The following is a 20,392-nucleotide window of genomic DNA, read 5'->3' as shown; positions in this document are numbered from 1 at the left end:
GGCTCAGGCGTTGCGGAACGGGTCGGCCGCGGCCTGGTCGATCTCGTGGTACCGGGACATCGCCGTGACGATGCCCTCCTCGGCGGCGGTGTACTGGTCGAGCAGGTTCTGCAGCGCGGAGGCGTAGGAGTCGTTCCCGCCGTCGGCGCGCTGGACGAACTTGGCGGCCATCGCGTTGCCGACCGGGTTGTCCCCGAGCTTCGGCGGCTGCGCGAGCGTGCCCGCTCCGCTGAGCAGGGCCTCGACCGCGTCCTTGCCGGTGCGGATCTTGTTCAGCACGGTCTGCGCGGCGTCGGGGTCGATTCCGACCTGACCCGCCGCGGCCGCGGCCTTGAAGGCGTTCGCGTCGGCAGCGCTGCTGTTCCCCATCTGAGCTCTCTCCCGTTCCCCCGACCCGGTCACCGCGGGCACGAATGGTCTTCGCATAGGTTAACGCACGTGATCAGAGCCTATGACGCAATCCGCGAAGCCGGGGTTCCGCAGATCCGGTAGTTGCGGTGAACGGTCGGTGAACTACGCCGTGTAGACCTTCGGGTCCAGCGTCCCGATGTAGGGCAGGTCCCGGTACCGCTCGGCGTAGTCCAGGCCGTAGCCCACGACGAACTCGTTGGGGATGTCGAAGCCGATGTACTTCACCGGGACGTCCACCTTGACCGCCTCCGGCTTGCGGAGCAGCGACACGACCTCGAGCGACGCGGGGTTGCGGCTGGCGAGGTTCTTCAGCAGCCACGAGAGCGTCAGGCCGGAGTCGACGATGTCCTCGACGATCAGCACGTCGCGGCCCGCGATGTCGCGGTCGAGGTCCTTGAGGATGCGCACGACGCCGGACGACGACGTCGACGAGCCGTAGGAGGAGACGGCCATGAATTCCAGCTGCGTCGGCAGCGGCAGCGCGCGGGCGAAGTCGGTCATGAACATGACCGCGCCCTTCAGGACACCCACCAGCAGGAGTTCACCCTGCCCGTTGGCCGGATAGTCGGCGGCGATCTGCGCCGACAGCTCCGTGATCTTGTCCTGGATCTGCTGCTCGGTGACGAGCACGGAGGCGATTTCGCCCTCGTACACGGGTCATTCCCCTCGGGTGGTGGGTTGGGAGATGACGCAGAGCCTGCCATGCGCCCGCCGTGCCTCCAAGTTGCCCGGCAACCAGACACCGCCCTGACCACGCCACCGGGCGACGAGGTCGTCGACCGCCCGCAGGTGCGCGTCGGTGAGCTCGCGCACACCCGATTGCAGCAACCACCTGCGGATAACCCGCCGTCGGATCGCCGCGGGCTCGGCCGCGAGGACGCCTGCGTCCAGCCCTTCGGAGCCGCCCGCGCGGGTGAAGATCATGTCCGCCATTGTGTCCAACGCCTCGCTGTCCTCACGCAGCTGCGAGGCTGTGCGGGCGAGTGCGCCGGAGACTCCGCCGTTGAGGACGTCTTCCAGCAACGGCAGGACTTCGGTGCGCAACCGGACCCGGGTGAAGCGCGGCTCGGCGTTGTGCGGGTCGTCCCAGGGCTCGACGCCGAGCTCGGCGCAGGCGGCGCGCGTGGTGGCCCGCGGGACGGCGAGCAGCGGACGGCCCCACGGCGGGTCGTGCGGCCGCATCCCGGCGAGGCTGCGCGGGCCGGAGCCGCGGCCGAGCCCGAGCAGGACCGTTTCGGCCTGGTCGTCGAGGGTGTGGCCGAGCAGGACGAGGTCGTGGCCGGCCAGCGCGCGGTAGCGGGCCTTGCGCGCGGCGGCTTCCGGGCCGCCAGGGCCGGTGACGTCGACGCGGCGCACCTCGGCTTCGTCGGCGCCAAGCGACTTCGCGGCGGCGGCCGCGTCCCCCGCGATCTTCGCCGAGCCCTCCTGCAGGCCGTGGTCGACGACCAGCGCGCGGACGCGGTGGCCGCGGTGGTGCCCGACGTACGCCGTGGCCTCGCACAGCGCGAGGGAGTCGGCGCCGCCGGAGACCGCGACGCAGAGTTCGGGCGGCACCTCGACGCTGTCCAGGAACCCGCGGACGGCCCGGCGGACGGCCGCGACCGCCGTCCCGGTCATCCGTGCAGGCGCCGGACCCACGCGGCCGGGTCGGCGATCTCGGCGCGCGAGGGCAGGGTGTTCGGCGACCGCCAGACGGCGTTGAACCCCGCCATGCCGACGGCGTCCACGACGTGCTTCGTGAACTTCGCGCCTTCTTCGTACTGACGGATCTTCGCGTCGACGCCGAGCAGCGCGCGCAGCAGCCGGTCGAAGACGCCGCCGCCCTTGCGCCGGGCGGTGAACCGCGCGCGGATCGTGTCGACACTGGGGACGACCTGCGGGCCGACGGCGTCCATCACGAAGTCGGCGTGGCCTTCCAGGAGCGTCGAGAGCGCCAGCAGCCGGTCGAAGACCGCGCGCTCCTTCGGCGACTGGAGCAGCTCCGCGAGGTTGAGCTTCGGCCCCTGCTTGATCGCCTCGGGCAGCCGGCCGACCAGGTCGGCCAGGCTGTCGGTGCCGCCGCCCGCGAGCCCGGCGACCAGCCGCTCGACCTCGTCGGCGAAGTAGTCGCGCAGCCAGGTGACCGCGGTGAACTGAAGCCGGTGGGTGCACTCGTGCAGGCAGACCCAGAGCCGGAAGTCGTGGCCCGGGACGTCCATCGCGCGCTCGGCGGCGACGACGTTCGGCGCGACCAGCAGCAGCTGACCGGCCTTGTCGGGGCCGCCGAAGGGGTCGTACTGGCCGAGCACGCGGCTGGCCAGGAAGGCCAGCACCAGCCCGGTCTGCACGCCGGCGCCACCGGCCAGGATCGGCCCGAACGGACCGCCCTGCTGCGGCAGCGCGCGCCCGGTCAGCGCGTCGAGCCCGGCCGCGGCCGAACGCACCCAGCCGGGACGGTCGACGACCTCGCCGGGCAGCAGCGGCAGGTCGGCGCCCAGGTTCGTCAGCTGCCGGACGTGCCCTTCGGCCTCGACGGTCAGCTCGCGCAGATCGGTGACGGCCGCCTCGGCCTCGACGCGCGGAACCTGCGGACCGCCGCGCACGAGCAGCGCGCCGGTCTGCGCGGCGAGCGCCCAGTCGACCATGGACCGGGTCTCGGTTTCCTGACTCACCCTTCCGACGCTACCTGCCCCGGACGGGTTTCCGGCCACGATCTTCGTACGGTTCGGTGTCCCCGGCTACGCGCACCCGCACTTGCGGAGGCTCGTGGCCAGTGCGTCGATGGCGTCGCGGCCCGGCTGCTGGTCGGAGCCGTTGGACATGAACGCGAACACCAGCACCCGGCCGTCCTGGTCGAGGACCAGGCCGGCGAGCGTGTTGACGCCGGTGAGCGTGCCCGTCTTCGCCCGCACCCAGCCCCGGCCGGCCTGCGACGCGGGCGTTTCGAACCGCTTGTCGGCGAGGGTGCCGGAACCGCCGGCCACCGGGAGCCCGGCCAGCATGGCGCGCAGCTTGGCGGTGTTCGGGTTCTTGCCGTCCGGGGCCGCCGCGGCCGCCATGAGCTGGGTCAGCAGCTTTGCCGGGATCTTGTTCTCCGTCGAGATGCCGCTGCCGTCGGACAGCTTGACGCCGGTGGTGTCGAAGCCGTGGTCCTTGAGCACCTTGATGGTCGCCGCGGCGCCGCCCGCGAAGGTCGCCTCCTGGCCGGTGGCCAGCGCCACCTGCCGGGCGAGGGCCTCGGCGAGGACGTCGTCGGACAGCTCCATCGTGTCGGAGACCAGCTCGGTCAGCGGCGCCGACTTGACCTCGGCGAGAACCTTCGCGTCCTTCGGCGCGGCCGCCTGGCCACCGGGCGAGGCGCTGAGCTTCGACGCGATCGTCGACGCCAGCACACTGCCCGCGTTGGGCACGCGCATCGAGTTGTTGTTCTTCGGGTCCTGGCGCCCGGCGTCGGCCATCACCGACCCGATCTGCGTGGCGAACGTCGACGGCGCGTCGCCCGCGGCCCAGCCCGGCGCGGTCGTCGCGCCCTTGAAGAGGCTCAGGTCGACCTGCACCTTCTTCACGTTCGGGTTGGCCTTCTTCACCTGCGCGACGAGGTCGTCGACGTGCGCGGCACCCGGGTACAGCGGCGACTCGGTGCCCAGCGGCAGCGCGGTGAGGGTGACGTCGCCGCCGCCGACCAGGATCACCGTGCCCGGGTCGGCGCCCTGGACGATCTTCGTGGACAGGCGCGTGTTCGGGTCCAGCGCGAGCAGCGCGGCCGCGGTGGTCAGCACCTTCGTCGTCGACGCGGGGGTGACCGCCGACGCCGCGCTGTGGTCCCAGAGCGCGGTGCCGCTCACCGGGTCGACGACGCTGCCGGTGAGCTGGCCGAGCGCGCTGTTCCCGGCCGCGGCGGCCAGCGCCGCCTTGACGCCGTTCGCGGTCGGCGCCTTCCCGGACGTGTCCGGCCCCGCCAGCTGGCGCGTGGCCGCGGCCGGATCCGGGCTGTCGCCCTTCGGCGCGTTCGGCGCCCACGGCAGGCCGAGGCGGTTCGACACCTTCGGCATCGCGGCGGCGACCCCGCCGCCGGCCAGCACCAGCAGGACGACCACGACGAGCGCGATGATCTTGCCCTTGCGCCGCTTCTTCGGCGGCTCCTCGGCGGCGGCGGGCTCGGCCGGGCGCGGCGGCTCCGCGGGCGGCTCGGTGCGCGGCTGCGGCTGCTGCTGGAACGCCCCGGGGAACTGGGTGGGCCGCTCGATCCCGACGGTCGCCTCGGCGTCGAAGCGCTGCCCGTCCGGCTCGATCCGCATCGGCCGGGCCAGCGACCCGGCGGACGCCGGCGGGACGACCCCGCGCGGCGGCTCCGGCGGCAGCGCGGGCCGGCGGTCGTCCGGCACGTCGAGGCGCTGCGCCCAGGGCGCGTCGGCGCGCTGGTGCTGCTGGGACTCCGAACGCTTCAGCTGCTCCTCGCGGCGCTGCTGTTCCTCGCGCCACTGCTGCAACTCTTCCCGCCACGGCTGCGCTTCGGGCTTGTCGGGCTGGGGCTCGGCGGGGCGATCCGGCTGCTCGCCGGGCCAGACGTTGCGCTCGACCGGCACCCACGGCGTCTTCGAGGGCTGCGGCGCCATCTGCTGCGTGCTCTGGGCGTCGGGCTTCGGCTCGGCGGGCTTCTCTTCGGGCGGCTTCGCCTCGATGTACTGAGTGCTCTCCGCGGCCGGCGTCTCGAGCTTCCGCTTCACCTCGATGTACTGGGTGGACTCCGCGGCCGGGGCCTCGGCGGGCTGGGGCCCGGGCTCGGCCGGCTTCGGCTTCGGCTCGCGTGAGCCCAGCCGGTCGGCCAGGTCCTGCTTGGCCGGGGTGGGCGGCGGGGGCGGCGGCTCCTCGGCGGGCACGTTCAGGCCCGGGATCGGCTCGGGCTCGACGTTCGGCGCGAACCAGGATCCCTTCGGCGCCTCACTGCCTGTGACCTTGGGCACGCCGGCCCCCTCCGGAGGGGCCGCCGGCGAGTCGGGCAGCGACATGGGTGTGGTCTCCCGCGCGCCGGACGACGAGCGGTCTTCGTCCGACGAAGGCCACATCGGCTGGTCGTTTTGCGGCACCCACCACTCCTTCTCACCTGCCCCGGGAGGGGCCAAGCTCACATGCCAGGTGGCCGACATCGATGCGACCGCGAGGCAGGGCGTAGTCCACACTAGGAGACGTCAAGACAGTCATTGAGGTTGCCGCCCGCGACGCGTGGGCATGCCCGGATTCGAGAAGAAGCAGCGAGGACGCCGTGGAGTTCGACGTCACGATCGAAATCCCCAAAGGGGAGCGCAACAAGTACGAGGTCGACCACAAGACCGGCCGCATCAAGCTGGACCGGACCCTGTTCACGGCCACGCAGTACCCGGCCGACTACGGCTTCATCGACGACACCCTCGGCCAGGACGGCGACCCCCTGGACGTGATGGTGCTCGTCCAGGAGCCCACCTTCCCGGGTTGCCTGATCCGTTGCCGCGCGATCGGCATGTTCCGGATGACCGACGAGAAGGGCCCGGACGACAAGGTCATCGCCGTTCCGTCGAACGACCCGCGTCTCGAGCACCTGCGCGACATCCACCACATGAACGAGTTCCACCGCCTGGAGATCCAGCACTTCTTCGAGGTGTACAAGGACCTCGAGCCCGGCAAGAGCGTCGAGGGCTCGTCCTGGGTCGGCCGCACCGAGGCCGAGGCCGAGATCGCCCGCTCGTACGAGCGCGAGACCGACCGCCTGGCCAAGGAAGCGGCCAACGGCGGCTCGGCTCACTAAGACTCCGAAGCCGTGAAGGCCTCCTTACCGGCTCTTATGGCCGGTAAGGAGGCCTTCACGGCTTTCAGGCGGTCAGTGCGCCAGGGCGAGGGCCGGAGCGGCATCCGCCTCGGCGTCGGCGCGCTGCTCCATCGCCGACTTGTCCGACAGCGGCTTCTCCTTGAGGAACCACACCAGGGCGAAGCCGACGGTCAGCACGATCCCGCCGACCAGGAACACCGTGCTCATCGACTCGGCGAAGCCCTGCAGGATCGGCCGGGCCAGCGTCGGGTCGAGCGTGGACAGGAACGACGTGTCGTTGACGTCCAGGCCGCTCTTCATCTGCTGCGCGAACTCCGGGTGCCGGGCCAGCGCCGACACGTAGGCCGGCGTGGTCATCGCCGAGCGGACGGCGTTCGCGATCTTGTCGCCGACCGTCCCGAACAGGATGGACAGGAACACCGCGGTGCCCGCCGTGCCGCCGATCTGCCGGAAGAACGTCGCCGCCGAGGTGGCGACGCCGATGTCCTGCGGGCGGACGTCGTTGGTCGCGGCCAGCACCAGCGTCTGCATCGAGGCGCCCAGGCCGAGGCCGATCACGAAGGCGATCACCATGACCAGGGCCAGCGAGCTGTCGACGGTGATCGTGGACAGCGCGAACAGCGCCGCCGCCATCAGGCCGATCCCGGCCACCGCGAACATCTTGTAGCGCCCGGTCTTCGAGATCAGGCGGCCGCTGGTCAGGCTGGCGACCATGATGCCCAGCGTCAGCGGGAGCATCTGCAGGCCGGCCTGGGTCGGCGTCGCGCCCTTGACGATCTGCAGGTACAGCGGCAGCGACATCATCGCGCCGAACATCCCGGCGCCCTGCACGACGGTGACCAGCGTGGCCATCCGGAACACGGGCCGCCTGAACAGCCGCAGCGGCAGCAGGGCGGCGTCACCCATCCGGCGTTCGATCCAGACGAAGGCGGTCACGCCCAGCGCGCCGACGACGTACATCGCGATCGAAGCGGCCGAACCCCAGCCCCACTCACGGCCCTGCTCGGCGACGATCAGCAGCGGCACCAGGCCGGTGGCCAGCGCGACGGCACCCCAGTAGTCGACCTTCTGGTCCACGCGGGTGTGCGGGAGGTTCAGCACCTTGGTGACGACGACCAGCGCGGCGAGCGCGATCGGGACGTTGACCAGGAAGACCCAGCGCCAGCCGGTGATGCCGGCGAAGGTGTCGATGCCGGCGAAGAACCCGCCGACGACCGGGCCGGCGACGCTCGAGATGCCGAACACCGCCATGAAGTAGCCCTGGTAGCGGCTGCGCTCACGCGGCGCGGTGATGTCGGTGATGATCGCCAGCGCCAGCGACATCAGGCCACCGGCACCGAGGCCCTGGAACGCGCGGAACGCGGCGAGCTCGTACATCGACGTCGCCATGCCGCTGGCCAGCGAGCCGACCAGGAACAGCGAGATCGCCGTGAGGTACATGGGCTTGCGGCCGTAGAGGTCGGACAGCTTGCCGTAGAGCGGCGTCGAGAGCGTCGCGGTGATGAGGTACGCCGTGGTGGCCCAGGCCTGCAGGGACAGGCCGTGGAGCTCGTCGGCGATGGTGCGCATCGACGAAGACACGATGGTCTGGTCGAGCGCGGCGAGGAACATGCCGAGCATCAGCCCGGACAGGACGGTCAGGATCTGGCGGTGGGACAGTTTGCCGTTCGTAGCGGCCGCTCCTTCCGCCGTGGTGGTGTCGCTCATGGTGGTCTCCCTTGGTAAGCCTTCGCCGTAGTTGCTTGTACCCGTCAACTACTTGCCTCGGCCAAGTATTCCTCGGAAGCTTGTATGGTGCAATCAACTTTTCTGTGAGCCCGGTCTCCCCGGTCCGAAAAGCCGTGAAGGACTCCTTACCGGCGCTTATGGCCGGTAAGGAGTCCTTCACGGCTCAGGTGTCAGGCGGAGTAACCCGGGATCGGGAACGGCGCCAGGAACTCGCGGATCTCCGCGGCGATCGAGTCCAGCGAGGACTCGTCGGCCGCCGCGGCCGCGGTCACCGTGCGGTCGATCCACTCCGCCACCTGGACCTGGTGCTCCGGCTTCAGGCCGCGCGTCGTGATCGCGGACGTGCCGAGCCGGATGCCGGACGGGTCGAACGGCTTGCGCGGGTCGAACGGCACCGTGTTGTAGTTCAGCTCGATGCCCGCGCGGTCCAGCGCCTGCGCGGCCGGCTTGCCCGCGACCGCCTTGTTCGTCAGGTCGATCAGCAGCAGGTGGTTGTCCGTGCCGCCGGACACGAGGTCGTAGCCGCGCGCGAGCAGCGCGTCGGCCAGCGCACGGGCGTTCGCGACGATCGTGTGCGCGTAGTCGCTGAACGACGGCTGCTGCGCCTCACCGAGCGCGACGGCGATCGCCGCGGTCGTGTGGTTGTGCGGGCCGCCCTGCAGACCCGGGAACACCGCTTTGTCGACAGCCTTCGCATGCGAAGCGTCCGAAAGGATCATCGCGCCGCGCGGGCCGCGCAGCGTCTTGTGCGTCGTCGTCGTGATCACCTGCGCGTGGCCGACCGGCGACGGGTGGGCGCCGCCCGCGACCAGCCCCGCGATGTGCGCGATGTCGGCGACGAGCACCGCGTCCACCTCGCGGGCGATCTCGGCGAACGCCGGGAAGTCGATCGTGCGCGGGATGGCCGTGCCACCGGCGAAGATCAGCTTCGGCCGGTGCTGCCGGGCCAGGTCGCGGACCTGGTCGAGGTCGACGCGGCCGGTCTCCTTCGCGACGCCGTAGCGCACCGGGTTGAACCACTTGCCCGTCGCGGACACGCTCCAGCCGTGCGTGAGGTGCCCGCCGTCCGGCAGCGCCATGCCGAGCACGGTGTCGCCAGGCTGCGCGAAGGCCAGATACACGGCCAAGTTCGCCGGGGACCCGGAGTACGGCTGGACGTTCACGTGGTCCGCGCCGAAGACGGCCTTCGCCCGCTCGATGGCGAGCAGCTCGACCTGGTCGATGAACTGCTGGCCCTCGTAGTAGCGCTTGCCCGCGTACCCCTCGGAGTACTTGTTGGTGAGCACGGTGCCGGTCGCCTCGAGCACGGCCTGCGAGACGTAGTTCTCCGACGCGATCAGGCGGATCTTGTCGTGCTGGCGCTTCGCCTCGTCCTCCACGAGCCCGGCGATCACGGGGTCGGCGGCGGCGAGTGCGTTCAGTTTCGGCTGGTGTGTCATGGCGTACTCCGGCTCTGGAGTGGCCTTCACCCAGGCGCGCGGTGCCGGCCTCGTCGTCGCTTCCCGGTGGTGCTCCACCTCGATGGCGCCAGTCGCTGCTGCGGGAAGCAGCCTAGTCCACCGCGCTCGAGGCTCGACGGTGTTCGGCGCACCACTTGCGGGTGCAGCCCGAGGTGCGGTCGCAGAACGGCCGGGCGCAGGTCGCGCAGCGCTTCACCCGCCGCCAGCCGCCGACCGTGACGAGCTCCGCGAGTCCCGCGGCCCCGGCCGCCAGCTCGCCGGCCTCCGCCCGCGGCGTCACGTAGACGATCCGCCACGCCGCGCCCGTGCCGACGAGCCGCGGCCGCGCCCCGGCCTCCGCCAGTACGGCGTTGAGGCGGCGCGCGGCCGCTTGTTCGTCGGGGAGCTGCGCGGCGATCCCGCACAGTTCCGGATTTCCCTTGCGCAGCAACCGTTCCGCCACCCCGAGCTCGGGGTCCAGCGCGCGGAACGGCGGCACGACCGCGTGCTTGCGCACGTCAGTCGACGACCACGACGCCCATGGAGCGGGCCGTGCCCGCGATCGTGCGCATCGCCATCTCGACGTCGGAGGTGTTGAGGTCCGGCAGCTTGCGCTCGGCGATCTCGCGCAACTGGTCGCGCGTGATCTTGCCGGCGACCTCGTGCCCGGGCCGCGACGAACCCTTGTCCCCCAACGCCTTCTTGATGAGGAACGAGGTCGGCGGCGTCTTGAGCCGCAGCGCGAACGAGCGGTCTTCGAACACCGAGACGACCACGGGCACGATGTCGCCGCGCTGGGCCGCGGTCGCCGCGTCGTAGGCCTTCTTGATCTCGACGAGGTTGACCCCGGTCTGCCCCAGCATCTTGCCGAGGTCGACGACCGGGGCGTTGCCCGCGGTGAGTTCCAGGGTGACCTGGTGGGTCTGCTTCTTCGTCTTCGGAGCCATGCCCCGAAGCTAGAGTCTCCAGTTACTGGAGAGTCAATCCAAGGCTTCGACGCCGGCCTTGTGCCGTTTCGCCAGGTCCTGGTAGACGGGCGCGTTGTGCTCGACCCACATCCGTGCGGAGTCGGTGAGCGGCACGAACTTCTTGGCCGGGCTGCCCATCGCGACGACCTCGGACGGCACCTCGGTACCCGGCGTCACGGTGGCCCCGGCCGCGACCAGCGTCCGCTCGCCGATCTTCGCGTCGTCCAGGATCGTGGACCCGTTCCCGATCAGGGCCTGCTCGCCGACCGTGCAGTCGTGCACCAGGCACTGGTGGCCGACGGTGGCGTTCTTGCCGATCTCGCACACCTTGCCGATGTTGACGTGCACGACGGAGTTGTCCTGGATGTTGGCGCCCTCCCGGACGACGATCTTGCCGAAATCGGCGCGCAGCACGGCGCCGTACCAGACCGAGGCGCCCTTCTCGACGACGACATCGCCGACGAGGGTGGCGGTGGGCGCGATCCAGGCGTCCGGGTGGACCTGCGGGCTGAGCCCTTCGAACGAGAACAGAGGCATGCCCGCACCCTAGACCGCGCCCGGAGCGTCAGCCGGTGATCGCCGCGTTGATCAGGATGTCGACGGCTTGGTCGTTGCGCGTGGTCTGCGGGACGATCTGGGTGTCGCGCGGGTAGAAGCCCGGGCTGCTGCCCTTCGGGTACATCTCGAAGGTGAAGCTCCAGATCTTGTGCGTCGCCCACATCCAGTCGTTGACGCTGCCGTCGGTGATGTAGAGGTCGCTGGACTGCTGCGGCGTGTAGCCGTTGGTCGCCGCCATCTGCCTGCCGAGCGTCTGGAACTTCTGCGCCTCGGCCGCGGTCAGGCCCGGCGCGGTGTCGGCGTAGGTGTAGCCGAACGGCCAGAGCACCAGCTCGGAGTAGGTGTGGAAGTCGATGTGCGTCTTGATCTGCTGGACGCCGCCGACCACCCGCGAGTTCACCCAGTTCGAGACGGCCCGGGCCTCGGGCGCGGAGAACGCCGCCGTGCCGCGGTAGGTCTCGCTGGACGTCGAGCCCGACGAGCCGCCGCAGCAGCCCCACTTGTGGCCCCAGTTGCGGTTCGTGTCGGTGCCGGGACCCTGGCGGTTCTTGCGCCAGCTGTGGAACGTGCCACCGGAGATGTCGTACTCGGAGCCGTCCGGGTTGACGCTCGGCACGACCCAGATCTCGGTGCTGTCGACGAGCCGCTTGATCGCGGGATCCGTCGCGTACCCACTGGTCAGCCGCTGCACGATGTGCAGGCACATCTCGGTGGTGAGGTGCTCGCGCGCGTGCTGGTTGCAGGTGAAGAGCACCTCGGGCTCGTTCTCGTCCGTCGCGGCGTTGTCGGAGATCTTGATCAGCGACAGCGCGCGGCCTTCGTAGGACGTGCCGGCGCTGCCGAGCTTCGTGAGCGACGGGTAGTTCGCGACAGCCTTCTGCAGCTCGGTCTGGGTTTCGGCGTAGGTGTGGTAGCCGGTGTAGCCGGCCGGGAAGTCCTCGGCGGTCGCGGTGCTCTGCGGCCGGTTGACCGCGCCGAGCGCCTTGACGCCGAAGCCGAGCGCGCGCAGCTGGGCCGCTTCGCCGGGGTTGGCGATGACCGTCGTCGTGCCGTTCGTGCTGTCGAGGACGTCGGCGCCGGTCCGGGCGACCTCGGTGCGCTGCTGGGCCGTGCCGGAGCCGCTCACCTCGTACACCTGCGGTCCGGCGGGCTGGGCGGCGCCGGCCTGACCGCCGGCCGTGAGCATCAAGAGGGCGGCCGCGGCCGCCGTCAGGCACGTTCGTGGGCGCATCACGTCTCCTGCTCTCGAGGGGTTCCCCGACCTTGGCCGGAGCCGGACGTAGTGCGCAATCCGTACGTCTACGGATCTAAAGGGCGTTGCTAGCCGTAGTTGGCGAAGCAGAGCGCCTCGATGTCGGCACGCAGCGTGGCGAACGGCCGCGGGCGCACCCGCTGCTGGACGACCGTGCCCAGCAGGTACGACAGCAGCGCGCGGGCCCGCGCCCGCGGGTCGTCGACGTCCAGCGGGGCGAGCAGCTCGGCCAGCAGCTCCGTGAGCGAGGTGAGCATGACGTCGATGGCCTGCGGATGCTGCGCGCGCCCGGCCGCGATCCAGTACTCGAACCAGAGGAACGCCGCGTTCGGGTTCGCGGCGAAGACGCTCAGGTACTCCTCGAGGACGGCGAACAGCCGCTCGCGCGGGTCGTCGTACCGGGCGGCGACCTCGCGCAGGCCGGCGGCGAAGGCGGTGATGTGCGCGGCCATGGCGCGGTCGATGAGGACGTCGATGTCGGCGAAGTAGTAGTGGATCGCGCTCTTGGTGAGCGGGCCGGCGTCGGCGATGGCCCGCACGGTGCACCCGGCGAGCCCGTCGCGCGCGAGGACGACGCGCGCGGCTTCGACGATCTGTTCCTGCTTGGCCAACTGGTTGGGAGAGAGCCGCTCGCTGCGACCGGGGACTGCGCTCACGGTGATTCTCGTTACCTTCTTCCTGGACTGCAGCCCCGAATCCTAGGGCAGACGTCCTGCGGGTGGCCCCGGGGTGAAAAACCGGATTGGCCACCCCGGTCCGCGCAGCGGACAATGCGCGCATGGTGATCTCAGGGGACAAGGGGCTCAGCTCGGCCGCGCGCAGCCAGCTGGAGAAGGAAATCGCGAACTTGCGCGCGCAACGCGAAGCTCTCGCGCCGCAACCCGGCGAGCAGGAGCGCACGGGGGACGCGGCGGACCAGGCGGACGTGATCGACCGCGCGGAGGCCGCGGCCCGGCTCGACCGCCAGATCGCCGACCTGGCCGCGAAGATGGAGCACGGCGGCTACGGCAACGCCCAGCTCCCCGACGGCACGATGGTCGCCCTCCGCTTCTCGGACGGCGACGAAGAGACGTTCCAGGTGGTGACGGTCCCGGGCGAAGACGCGGACGCGATCACCTCCGACAGCCCCCTGGGCCTGGCCCTGGTCGGCCGCAAGGCGGGCGACCAGATCACCTACCGAACCCCCCGAGGCGACGCGAAGGCCACCGTGGTCAAGGTGACCCCACCGAAGTAAGCCCCCGCTGGTCCGAAGGCCCCCGGCCACAAGCCGGGGGCCTTCGCTCGTTCGGGCGGTGATCTCTCCACCTCGAAGGCATTCAGCTCCGCAATTGATCACTCAGAGTGGTGAGTTGTAACGAAGCGGAGTCGGGCCACGATCGACGTCACATGCTCAACGAGCTCATCAGGATGCGGAACGGGCGGGCCGTGCTCGCGGATTCGGTCACCAGCGTGGCGAAGGCCCTCAACCCACTGGGTACGGCGGCCGAGATCGTCGCGACGGTCGGGGCGTGCACGGTCGAGATCGGCCGGTTCCGGCTGGAGAAGGGCGGGCTGCAGGCCCGGCAGGACGCCGCGGCGAAGCTGATCCACACCCGCCAGCGCGCGATCGTCGGGCTCTTCGACACGCGGATGCGCGACAGCGAGCAGATCAAGGTGTCCCTCGACGAGCTGCACCACGGCTACCGCGAGATGGTCCGGATGGCCTGCGACCTGCGCGTTTCGCCCGACGAGCGGATCGCGACGCAGGGCACGCTGACGATCCTGTCCGGCCAGATCATCGGCCACCACGCGAACAGCGGCGACACGCTGGTCCGGCTCAGCGACTCGCTGTCGGTCGCCGACACGAAGACGGCCATCGCGGTCTGGCGCGGCCTGGATTCCCGCCGCTGACGGAAGCGATCTCCCGGTGCAAAAGCTGCTCGGCTGCCTGATGGGCGCGTTGTTCGCCCTCGTCCTGCTTTCCTCCCTGATCGAGGGGGTGATCCGGCTCCTGGCCCACGAATGGCCGTACCTGGTCCCGGTCGTATCGGTCCTGCTGGCAATCGACCTGCTGTTCCGCCGCCGCCGGCGCGCATCCGCCGAGCAGGCGGAGATGGCGACGATCACCAGGCAGGCAGCCGAGGTGGAGCGGCTGCGCAAGCGCTCGGACCGGGCGATCCAGGTGCTGGCCGCGGACCGGGTGGTGCTGGAGCGCAAGTCCCGGGAGCTGGACGAGCTGCGCCGCACCACGCGCGGCGAGGTGAACTTCCAGCTCCTGACCCAGCGCCACCACACATCCCGCAAGCTGGCGGACGAGTGGCACGGCCACAAACACCAGGCGATCGGCTCGAAGAGAGAGCTGGCAGCGGGCGTCCGCAAGCTGGAGAACCACCTGGCAAGGGCGGCCCAAGGATCAACCCGCCTCCGCCGCCACGCGGAGCAAACGCGCGCAACTGTCCGAGCCCTGTCCGGCGGAGTGGGCCAGGTCCAGCAGGAGATCAACCGGAGCGACACGGAGCTGACCCGGTTCAACCAGGCGACGGGCAAGCTGAGAGACCACATCCGCGACAACTGCGGCCGCCGGGGAAGCCGTTGGTACGAAGACCTCCAGGAGAGAACCCGCCAACGAGCAAGCCACTAGAAGTCCCCTCAACCGGGTGGTTCTGGAAAAGAAAATGGCACCCGACAACGCAAGGCGAGCGGGGCGGGGGCCGGGGGCGGAGCCCGCCGGACGGGGTGTGGAGCGAAGCCCCACAAGACACGCGAGACAAGGAAAAAGGCCCCCGCCCGTTGGGGGCAGAGGCCTCGCACCTTGTCGAGCCGCCTAGGGGAATCGAACCCCTGACCTATTCATTACGAGTGAATCGCTCTGGCCGACTGAGCTAAGGCGGCATGTCTCCGGCTCGCGCTGGCGACGGGAGCAAGTGTAGCGGAGGCTGTCGGCGTTACTTTCCGGGGGGACCGTCGTTAGGGCCCTATGACGTCGGTCTCACTCCCCGGTCGACCTATCTGGAGGCTCTGGCACATGCGGCGAAGACTGCCCCGTTCGGTGGCCCTGCCGGCGGCCGCGGCGTTGCTCCTGTTCAGTGCGGCGCCGGCCAACGCCGACCCGACCTATCCGACGACGCCGATCCCGCAGCCGGCGAACCCGGGGCAGGCGCCGATCTCGGCGCCGATCGGGCCGCAGCCGCTGGGGCAGGCCGTCGGGGACGCGGGGACCGCGCTCGGCATCATCCGGTTGCTGCCCAACGCCGTGCCGACGAAGACGATCCTGCCCGGGTTCGGCGACACCCTGCCGAAGCAGTCGGCGCTCGAAGCCGGGATGGGCCTGTCGAGCGCCTCGGCGAACTCCGACGCCTACCTGAGCTACGAGAAGGCGATCGCGCAGGCGTCGCCGTTCGGGTTGTCGGTGGGCGGGAACGCGCCGCAGACGCCGGGCAGCGTCGTGCAGACGGCGTTGCCGGACAACCCGCAGCCGATCAGCGGCGGGCTGAACGCGCCGTCGAACCCGCTGCTGAACGTGGGCCTGCTCAACGGGAGCGCGCACGCGCGGTGGAGCCCGACGCTCGGCCCGTGCGTCGACACCATCGCGGACGCGAGCACGTCGGTGGCAAGCCTGTCGCTGCTGAACGTCATCCCGTCGATGCCGAACCTGGGCCTGGACGCGCTCAAGCCGAAGCTCGACCCGAGTGCGCTGGCGAGCGGCTTCGACCTGACCAAGGGCCTGCAGAGCCTGGGTGGCCTGCTGCAGGGCGGCGGCCAGACCGCAGCGAACGGCAATGGTTCGCTGCTGAGCCTGCCGAACACGCTCTCGTCGCGGTCGCAGGTGAAGCTCGTCGACGTGCCCGGCTCGAAGAACAAGGCCGTGCAGTCGACGTCGACGCTGCAGGCCGCGGACATCGAGGTCCTCAAGGGCACGCCGCTGGCGCTGAGCATCAAGGTGGCCAGCCAGCCGACGCTCAAGGTGACCTCCACCGGCGACGCAAAGACGTCCAAAGTGGAGTACACCGCGCCGGTGCTGACCATCGAGGCGGCCGGCAAGACGCTGTACACGCTGGACGCGGCGCACCCGACGAAGGACATCCCGATCGGGCTGCCGTTGAAGGGGCTGAGCGACCAGTTCGGGCAGCTCGACGACATCCCGGTGGTCGGCGGGCTGGTTTCCACGCTGACCAAGGGCATCCAGCAGGTCGGCACCACGGCGGGCACCGTGCTGGACCTCGGCGTCCTGCGGCTGAGCATCGCCGGGTTGGACCAGAAGTCGGCGGAGATGTCCACGCCGTTCAAGGGCTTCCAGCTGGGCGCGTCGGCGCGGCTGTTCGACCTGCAGCTGCTGCCGACGACGAAGCTCAAGAGCCTGCTGCCGGACGAGCAGGCGAAGAACCTGCCGTCGTCGCTGGCCCAGCTGTCGCTCGGCGAGCAGGTCGCGCGGGCGTACGCGCCGACCGGCGGCGTGGTCTGCGGGACCGCGTCGACGCCGCCCGCGGGTGGCCAGGCACCGAAGGGGCCGGTGAAGAACCTCGCCTACACCGGCGGCGCGTACGACACCGTGCCGCTGTTCTGGACGGGCACCGCAATGCTGCTGCTGGGCGTCGTGATGGTGGCCGCGATGCCGGGTGGACGACGTCGTCCGCTGGCGGTCGTGGTCGAGGAGAAGCCGTTCAAGCCGTCACCGCGTCCGCGCGAGTGACCCGAGGGCAGTCCCGGGGGCAGTGAAGGAACCCGCCAGGAGCTCCGGCTCTTGGCGGGTTTCTTTGTGCTCAGCCCTGGCGAAGCGTCGTGACCATCGCCTCGATGGCGATGCGCGGCTTCACGTTCAGGTCGATCGCCTCGCGGCATTCCAGCACCGCTTCGAGCCGGCGGAGGATCGATTCCGGTGTCCACGCCGAAGCAGCTTCGGCGATCTGGTCGGCGTGGTCCGGGTGGTTGAGCGTCGCGCCGGAGCGGGTCGTCGTCACCAGGACGTCGCGGTAGAAGCCGGCCAGGTCGATCAGGGCCAGGTCGAGCGTGTCGCGCTGGGTGCGCGTCGCGCGGGACTTCTGCTTCTTCTCGAGCTGCTTGACCGCCGCTTCGGCGGCCCGCTTCGCCCCGGCGACGCCCTTGCCGATGCCGTCGCCGCCCATCGCCGTGCGCAGTTCGTTGCGCTCGTCCTCGTCGCGGCCCTTGCTCGCCTCGCCCGCGTCCGCCTCCGCCGCGCTGATCAGCTGGTCGGCGCAGGTGAAGACGTCGCCGGGCCGGCGCAGGCCCAGCGGGATGCGCAGCACGGTGGCCCGGCGCTGCCGCGCGGCCTCGTCGGTGGCCAGCCGGCGCGCGCGGCCGACGTGGCCGCCGCACACCGAAGCCGCCCACTGCGCGCGCTCCGGGTCGACGTGGTCGCGGCGCATCAGCACGTCCGCGATCGCCTCGGGCGGCGGCGTCCGCAGCGTCACCAGGCGGCAGCGCGAACGGATCGTCACCGAGACGTCGTCGGGGTGGTCCGACGGCGCGCAGAGCAGGAAGACCGTGCGGTCCGGCGGCTCTTCGACGGCCTTCAGCAGCGCGTTCGACGCGCCTTCGGTGAGGCGGTCGGCGTCCTCGATGATCACGACCTGCCAGTGGCCGGTGGTGGGGCGGCGCGCGGCCGCCTGTACCAGTGCGCGCATCTCGGCGACCGAGATAGACAGCCCTTCGGGCACCACCAGCCGGACGTCGGCGTGGGTGCCGGCCATCGTCGTGTGGCAGCCCGGGCAGGCGTCGCAGCCGGTGCCGGTGCTGCACTGCAGGGCTGCGGCGAACGTCCGCGCGGCCACCGACCGGCCGGACCCGGGCGGGCCGGTGAGCAGCCACGCGTGCGTCATCGCGCCGGACGGCGCGGGCTCGCCGGCGACGATCTTCGCGGCGGCCGATGCGGCCGAGCTCAGCGTTTCGACCGCGGGGTCCTGGCCGACCAGCTGGTTCCAGACGCCGATGCGTTCGGTCGTCGTCACTTCGCCTCCACGCGAGGCTCTCCCGGGGTTTCGACGGGCTGGGGATCGTCGATGTCCAGCGGGAGGATTGACGGCCGGTCCGTCGCCGGCCCATCGGTGGTCGCCGGGTTTCCGGTAGTCGGCGCGTCGGCGGCTGGGGCCAGCGCGGACAACCGGCCGACGAACACGGCGCGCAGTGCGGTGCGGATGCGCTCGGCGACCTCGGCGTCGGTGCCGTCGGCGTCGACCACGACGTACCGTTCCGGGTCGGCCGCGGCCATCTCGGTGAGCAGGTGCTGGACGCGCCACTGGTCGTTCATCGCCGTCGACCGGTCGACCGGCGCTCCGTGCGGAGCGGAGTCCAGCAGGACGGTCAAGTCCGGCCGTAGCCGCCCGGTCGCCCAGTCGGCGAGACCCTCGAGCTCGTCGCTGTCCAGCCCGGCCACAGCCGACAGGTGCGCCAGCGGCGAGTCGACGAAGCGTTCCATCACCACGACCGAACCGGCGTCGAGCGCCGGCTGCACGTGCCGCTCGACGATGTCGGCCCGCACGGCGGCGGCGGCGAGCGCCTGGGCCCGCGCCCCGGTCAGCGAAGCGCCGGAGACGAGCGCGGTGAGCCGCTTGTCGTCGAGGGCCGGGTCGGCGGCGACCACGACGGGCCGGGTGCCGCCGCGCATCCAGTCGGCGAGGTTGACGGCCTGGATGGCGGTGTTGATCGCGGTGGTGCCCTCGACGGCGATGAGGAAGCCGTTGACACGCCTCGGCGTGCGGCGCAGCGCGTTGCGCAGGTCGGAGAGGATCGGCTCGGTGCGCTTGTCGTCCATCTGCCGGTAGGCGAAGAGCCCGGCGACCAGCGCGAGCGCGGCGCCGACGAGCATGATCGGCCGGGTGCCGTCGATCGTGACCGGGCTGCCCCAGACGTTGACGGTGTGCGGCGCCACCACGCCGACCAGGACCGGGACGGTGACCGTGGTGCCGAACAGCACCAGCTTCATCATCAGCTGGTAGATCGCGTTGATCCGGCCCCGGATGGCGTCTTCGACGCGGGAGCCGATGATCGTGACGCCGGTGAGGAACGCCGTCCCGGCCCAGAACCCCACCAGGACAACGGTGATCAGCGAGACCGACAGGTGCGGTGACAACGCGACCAGCGCGAGCGAGAGCCCGGCCGCGATGATGGAGACGCCGAACAGCCGGTCGTGCGGGAGCCGCCGGGAAAGCTTGGGCGCGAAGACCATGCCGGAGGCGAGGCCGAGGAAGACGGCCAGCACCAGGAGGCTGAACGCCGAGTCACCGGCCAGCAGGCTCGAGGAGTACGGCTTGGCCGAGCCGATCACGGCACCGCCCGCCGCGAAGGCACCGAACGCGCCGATCAGCAGCCCGCGCACGAGCGGCGTGCTGCGGATGAAGCGGAAGCCGTCGGCGATCATCCGGCCGACGCCGAGCTTCTCCTCGTCGGCCGGCTTGACCTTCTGCTCCGGCAGCGCGTGGACGTTGCGCAGCGACAGCTCGGGAATGCGGGTGGCGATGAGGATCGCGCTGGCCAGGTAGAGCAGGCCGGTGATGATGACAACCAGCTTCGCGATGCTGAGGCTCGCGCTCTCCCCGGGGAAGAGGTGGAAGGTCGTGTTGACGCCGGTGATGATGGCGTTCGCGCCGGCCGCGGTGATGACGGCGAGGCCGTAGGTCATCACCATGCCGAGCTGGTTGGCCGTCTCGACCTGGTCGGGGCGGCGGAGCAGGTTCGGGACCGCCGCCTCTTTCGAGGGGATCCACATGCTCGCCGCGCTACCGACCAGGAAGTTGCCGACCAGCAACCACCAAGGCGCGCTGATGAGGGCGATGGAAAGCAGGAAGCCGCACCGCAGCAGGTCGGCGACGACCATCACCTTGCGGCGGTCGAACCGGTCGGCGAGCAGCCCACCGACCGGGGCGAACAGCAGCCCCGGTGCCAGGCCGGTCAGCACGACGCCGACGAACGCGAAGTTCTGGGCGAAGTAGTTGTTCGTCAGCTTCGTGGCCAGGCCGGTGAGGGCGAGGATGTTCAGCCAGTCGGCCACGCTGCACAGGTACGTGACGCCCCACAGGCGCCGGAACGGTTTGATCGCCAGTACCCGCCGGACCCGGTTGATCGTGGACGCCTCGGCGCCCGACGAGTTACCCGGGCCGGCCCCGGGTACTGATCGCACGCCCTCGCTGATACGCCCCACCCCACTAGTCACCGCGGTGCCAGACGCCCTCGTGAGGTCGCCCGACTGTGAAGTCAGGGTAGCCCGATCGGCCCTTGCCTCGCGGACGACCCCGAGGTCACGGTGGGGCGCGGAACAGCG

The 20,392-nt window shown here is 70.9% G+C and carries 19 protein-coding genes, 1 tRNA gene and 1 riboswitch; of the genes, 5 read left to right on the top strand and 15 right to left on the bottom strand.

From position 1 onward, the window contains the following. Positions 1-3: 3 nt before the first annotated feature. The 5 genes from QRX60_RS14640 to dacB all read right to left on the bottom strand — a co-directional run bounded on the left by QRX60_RS14640 (position 4) and on the right by dacB (position 5,477). Positions 4-369 carry a hypothetical protein gene (locus tag QRX60_RS14640; RefSeq protein WP_155547787.1) on the bottom strand — a complete coding sequence of 122 codons (366 nt, stop codon included), beginning with the start codon at positions 367-369 and terminating at the stop codon, positions 4-6. A gap of 144 nt (positions 370-513) precedes the next feature. Continuing rightward, positions 514-1,065 carry a hypoxanthine phosphoribosyltransferase gene (gene hpt, locus QRX60_RS14635; RefSeq protein WP_286001318.1) on the bottom strand — a complete coding sequence of 184 codons (552 nt, stop codon included), beginning with the start codon at positions 1,063-1,065 and terminating at the stop codon, positions 514-516. A 3-nt stretch (positions 1,066-1,068) separates the two neighbouring features. Continuing rightward, positions 1,069-2,028 carry a tRNA lysidine(34) synthetase TilS gene (gene tilS / locus QRX60_RS14630; RefSeq protein WP_286001317.1) on the bottom strand — a complete coding sequence of 320 codons (960 nt, stop codon included), beginning with the start codon at positions 2,026-2,028 and terminating at the stop codon, positions 1,069-1,071. Continuing rightward, entirely contained in the window at positions 2,025-3,035 is a 1,011-nt protein-coding gene (locus tag QRX60_RS14625) for a zinc-dependent metalloprotease (protein WP_286003598.1), read from the bottom strand. Before QRX60_RS14625 ends, tilS begins: the two co-directional genes overlap by 4 nt. Positions 3,036-3,128: 93 nt before the next feature. Beyond that, positions 3,129-5,477 carry a D-alanyl-D-alanine carboxypeptidase/D-alanyl-D-alanine endopeptidase gene (dacB, locus tag QRX60_RS14620; RefSeq protein WP_456298887.1) on the bottom strand — a complete coding sequence of 783 codons (2,349 nt, stop codon included), beginning with the start codon at positions 5,475-5,477 and terminating at the stop codon, positions 3,129-3,131. Positions 5,478-5,653: 176 nt separating this feature from the next. Here dacB and QRX60_RS14615 point away from each other — a divergent pair, with 176 nt between their 5' ends. Beyond that, the gene (locus QRX60_RS14615) at positions 5,654-6,172 is read left to right on the top strand and encodes an inorganic diphosphatase (protein ID WP_286001315.1); all 519 of its coding nucleotides are present in this window, start codon (positions 5,654-5,656) and stop codon (positions 6,170-6,172) included. A 72-nt stretch (positions 6,173-6,244) separates the two neighbouring features. On the opposite strand, the gene QRX60_RS14610 is transcribed toward QRX60_RS14615, so the two are convergent. The 7 genes from QRX60_RS14610 to QRX60_RS14580 form a co-directional block, all read right to left on the bottom strand. Then, positions 6,245-7,900 (bottom strand): MDR family MFS transporter, encoded by a 1,656-nt coding sequence (locus tag QRX60_RS14610; RefSeq protein WP_286001314.1) that lies wholly within the window; start codon positions 7,898-7,900, stop codon positions 6,245-6,247. Between the two features lie 191 nt (positions 7,901-8,091). After that, complete coding sequence (locus QRX60_RS14605; RefSeq protein WP_286001313.1) at positions 8,092-9,360, bottom strand: serine hydroxymethyltransferase; 1,269 nt, start codon at positions 9,358-9,360, stop codon at positions 8,092-8,094. 21 nt (positions 9,361-9,381) lie between these two features. Continuing rightward, positions 9,382-9,466, bottom strand: a riboswitch (ZMP/ZTP riboswitch). 6 nt (positions 9,467-9,472) lie between these two features. Continuing rightward, the gene (locus QRX60_RS14600) at positions 9,473-9,877 is read right to left on the bottom strand and encodes a hypothetical protein (protein WP_286001312.1); all 405 of its coding nucleotides are present in this window, start codon (positions 9,875-9,877) and stop codon (positions 9,473-9,475) included. A gap of 1 nt (position 9,878) precedes the next feature. Continuing rightward, the gene (gene rplK, locus QRX60_RS14595) at positions 9,879-10,307 is read right to left on the bottom strand and encodes a 50S ribosomal protein L11 (RefSeq protein ID WP_286001311.1); all 429 of its coding nucleotides are present in this window, start codon (positions 10,305-10,307) and stop codon (positions 9,879-9,881) included. A 33-nt stretch (positions 10,308-10,340) separates the two neighbouring features. Continuing rightward, positions 10,341-10,865 carry a gamma carbonic anhydrase family protein gene (locus tag QRX60_RS14590; RefSeq protein WP_286001310.1) on the bottom strand — a complete coding sequence of 175 codons (525 nt, stop codon included), beginning with the start codon at positions 10,863-10,865 and terminating at the stop codon, positions 10,341-10,343. Between the two features lie 28 nt (positions 10,866-10,893). Further along, positions 10,894-12,099 (bottom strand): M14 family metallopeptidase, encoded by a 1,206-nt coding sequence (locus QRX60_RS14585; protein WP_286003597.1) that lies wholly within the window; start codon positions 12,097-12,099, stop codon positions 10,894-10,896. Positions 12,100-12,206: 107 nt separating this feature from the next. Beyond that, positions 12,207-12,794 (bottom strand): TetR/AcrR family transcriptional regulator, encoded by a 588-nt coding sequence (locus QRX60_RS14580; protein ID WP_286001309.1) that lies wholly within the window; start codon positions 12,792-12,794, stop codon positions 12,207-12,209. A gap of 122 nt (positions 12,795-12,916) precedes the next feature. Here QRX60_RS14580 and QRX60_RS14575 point away from each other — a divergent pair, with 122 nt between their 5' ends. From QRX60_RS14575 to QRX60_RS14565, 3 genes are all read left to right on the top strand, one after another. Continuing rightward, complete coding sequence (locus QRX60_RS14575; protein ID WP_286001308.1) at positions 12,917-13,372, top strand: GreA/GreB family elongation factor; 456 nt, start codon at positions 12,917-12,919, stop codon at positions 13,370-13,372. Between the two features lie 152 nt (positions 13,373-13,524). Beyond that, positions 13,525-14,028: a hypothetical protein gene (locus QRX60_RS14570; protein WP_286001307.1), complete on the top strand. Its 504-nt coding sequence runs from the start codon at positions 13,525-13,527 to the stop codon at positions 14,026-14,028. A 16-nt stretch (positions 14,029-14,044) separates the two neighbouring features. Beyond that, on the top strand, positions 14,045-14,758 hold the full coding sequence (locus tag QRX60_RS14565) for a hypothetical protein (RefSeq protein WP_286001306.1): 714 nt from the start codon (positions 14,045-14,047) through the stop codon (positions 14,756-14,758). 177 nt (positions 14,759-14,935) lie between these two features. Here the strand turns inward: QRX60_RS14565 and QRX60_RS14560 are convergent. Next, positions 14,936-15,009, bottom strand: a tRNA-Thr gene (locus tag QRX60_RS14560). A 133-nt stretch (positions 15,010-15,142) separates the two neighbouring features. Here QRX60_RS14560 and QRX60_RS14555 point away from each other — a divergent pair. Further along, positions 15,143-16,807, top strand: a complete 1,665-nt coding sequence (locus QRX60_RS14555; RefSeq protein ID WP_286001305.1) for a hypothetical protein — start codon at positions 15,143-15,145, stop codon at positions 16,805-16,807. A 70-nt stretch (positions 16,808-16,877) separates the two neighbouring features. On the opposite strand, the gene QRX60_RS14550 is transcribed toward QRX60_RS14555, so the two are convergent. Further along, the gene (locus QRX60_RS14550) at positions 16,878-18,083 is read right to left on the bottom strand and encodes a DNA polymerase III subunit delta' (RefSeq protein WP_286001304.1); all 1,206 of its coding nucleotides are present in this window, start codon (positions 18,081-18,083) and stop codon (positions 16,878-16,880) included. Continuing rightward, a complete protein-coding gene (locus tag QRX60_RS14545; RefSeq protein WP_286001303.1) occupies positions 18,080-20,251 on the bottom strand; it encodes a bifunctional MFS transporter/dTMP kinase in 2,172 nt (723 codons plus the stop codon). Before QRX60_RS14545 ends, QRX60_RS14550 begins: the two co-directional genes overlap by 4 nt. Positions 20,252-20,392: the final 141 nt, after the last annotated feature.

It is taken from the genome of Amycolatopsis mongoliensis, from assembly GCF_030285665.1.
In the GTDB taxonomy this organism is placed as follows: Bacteria; Actinomycetota; Actinomycetes; order Mycobacteriales; family Pseudonocardiaceae; genus Amycolatopsis; species Amycolatopsis mongoliensis.
This window is presented reverse-complemented; position numbering and strand designations above follow the sequence as displayed.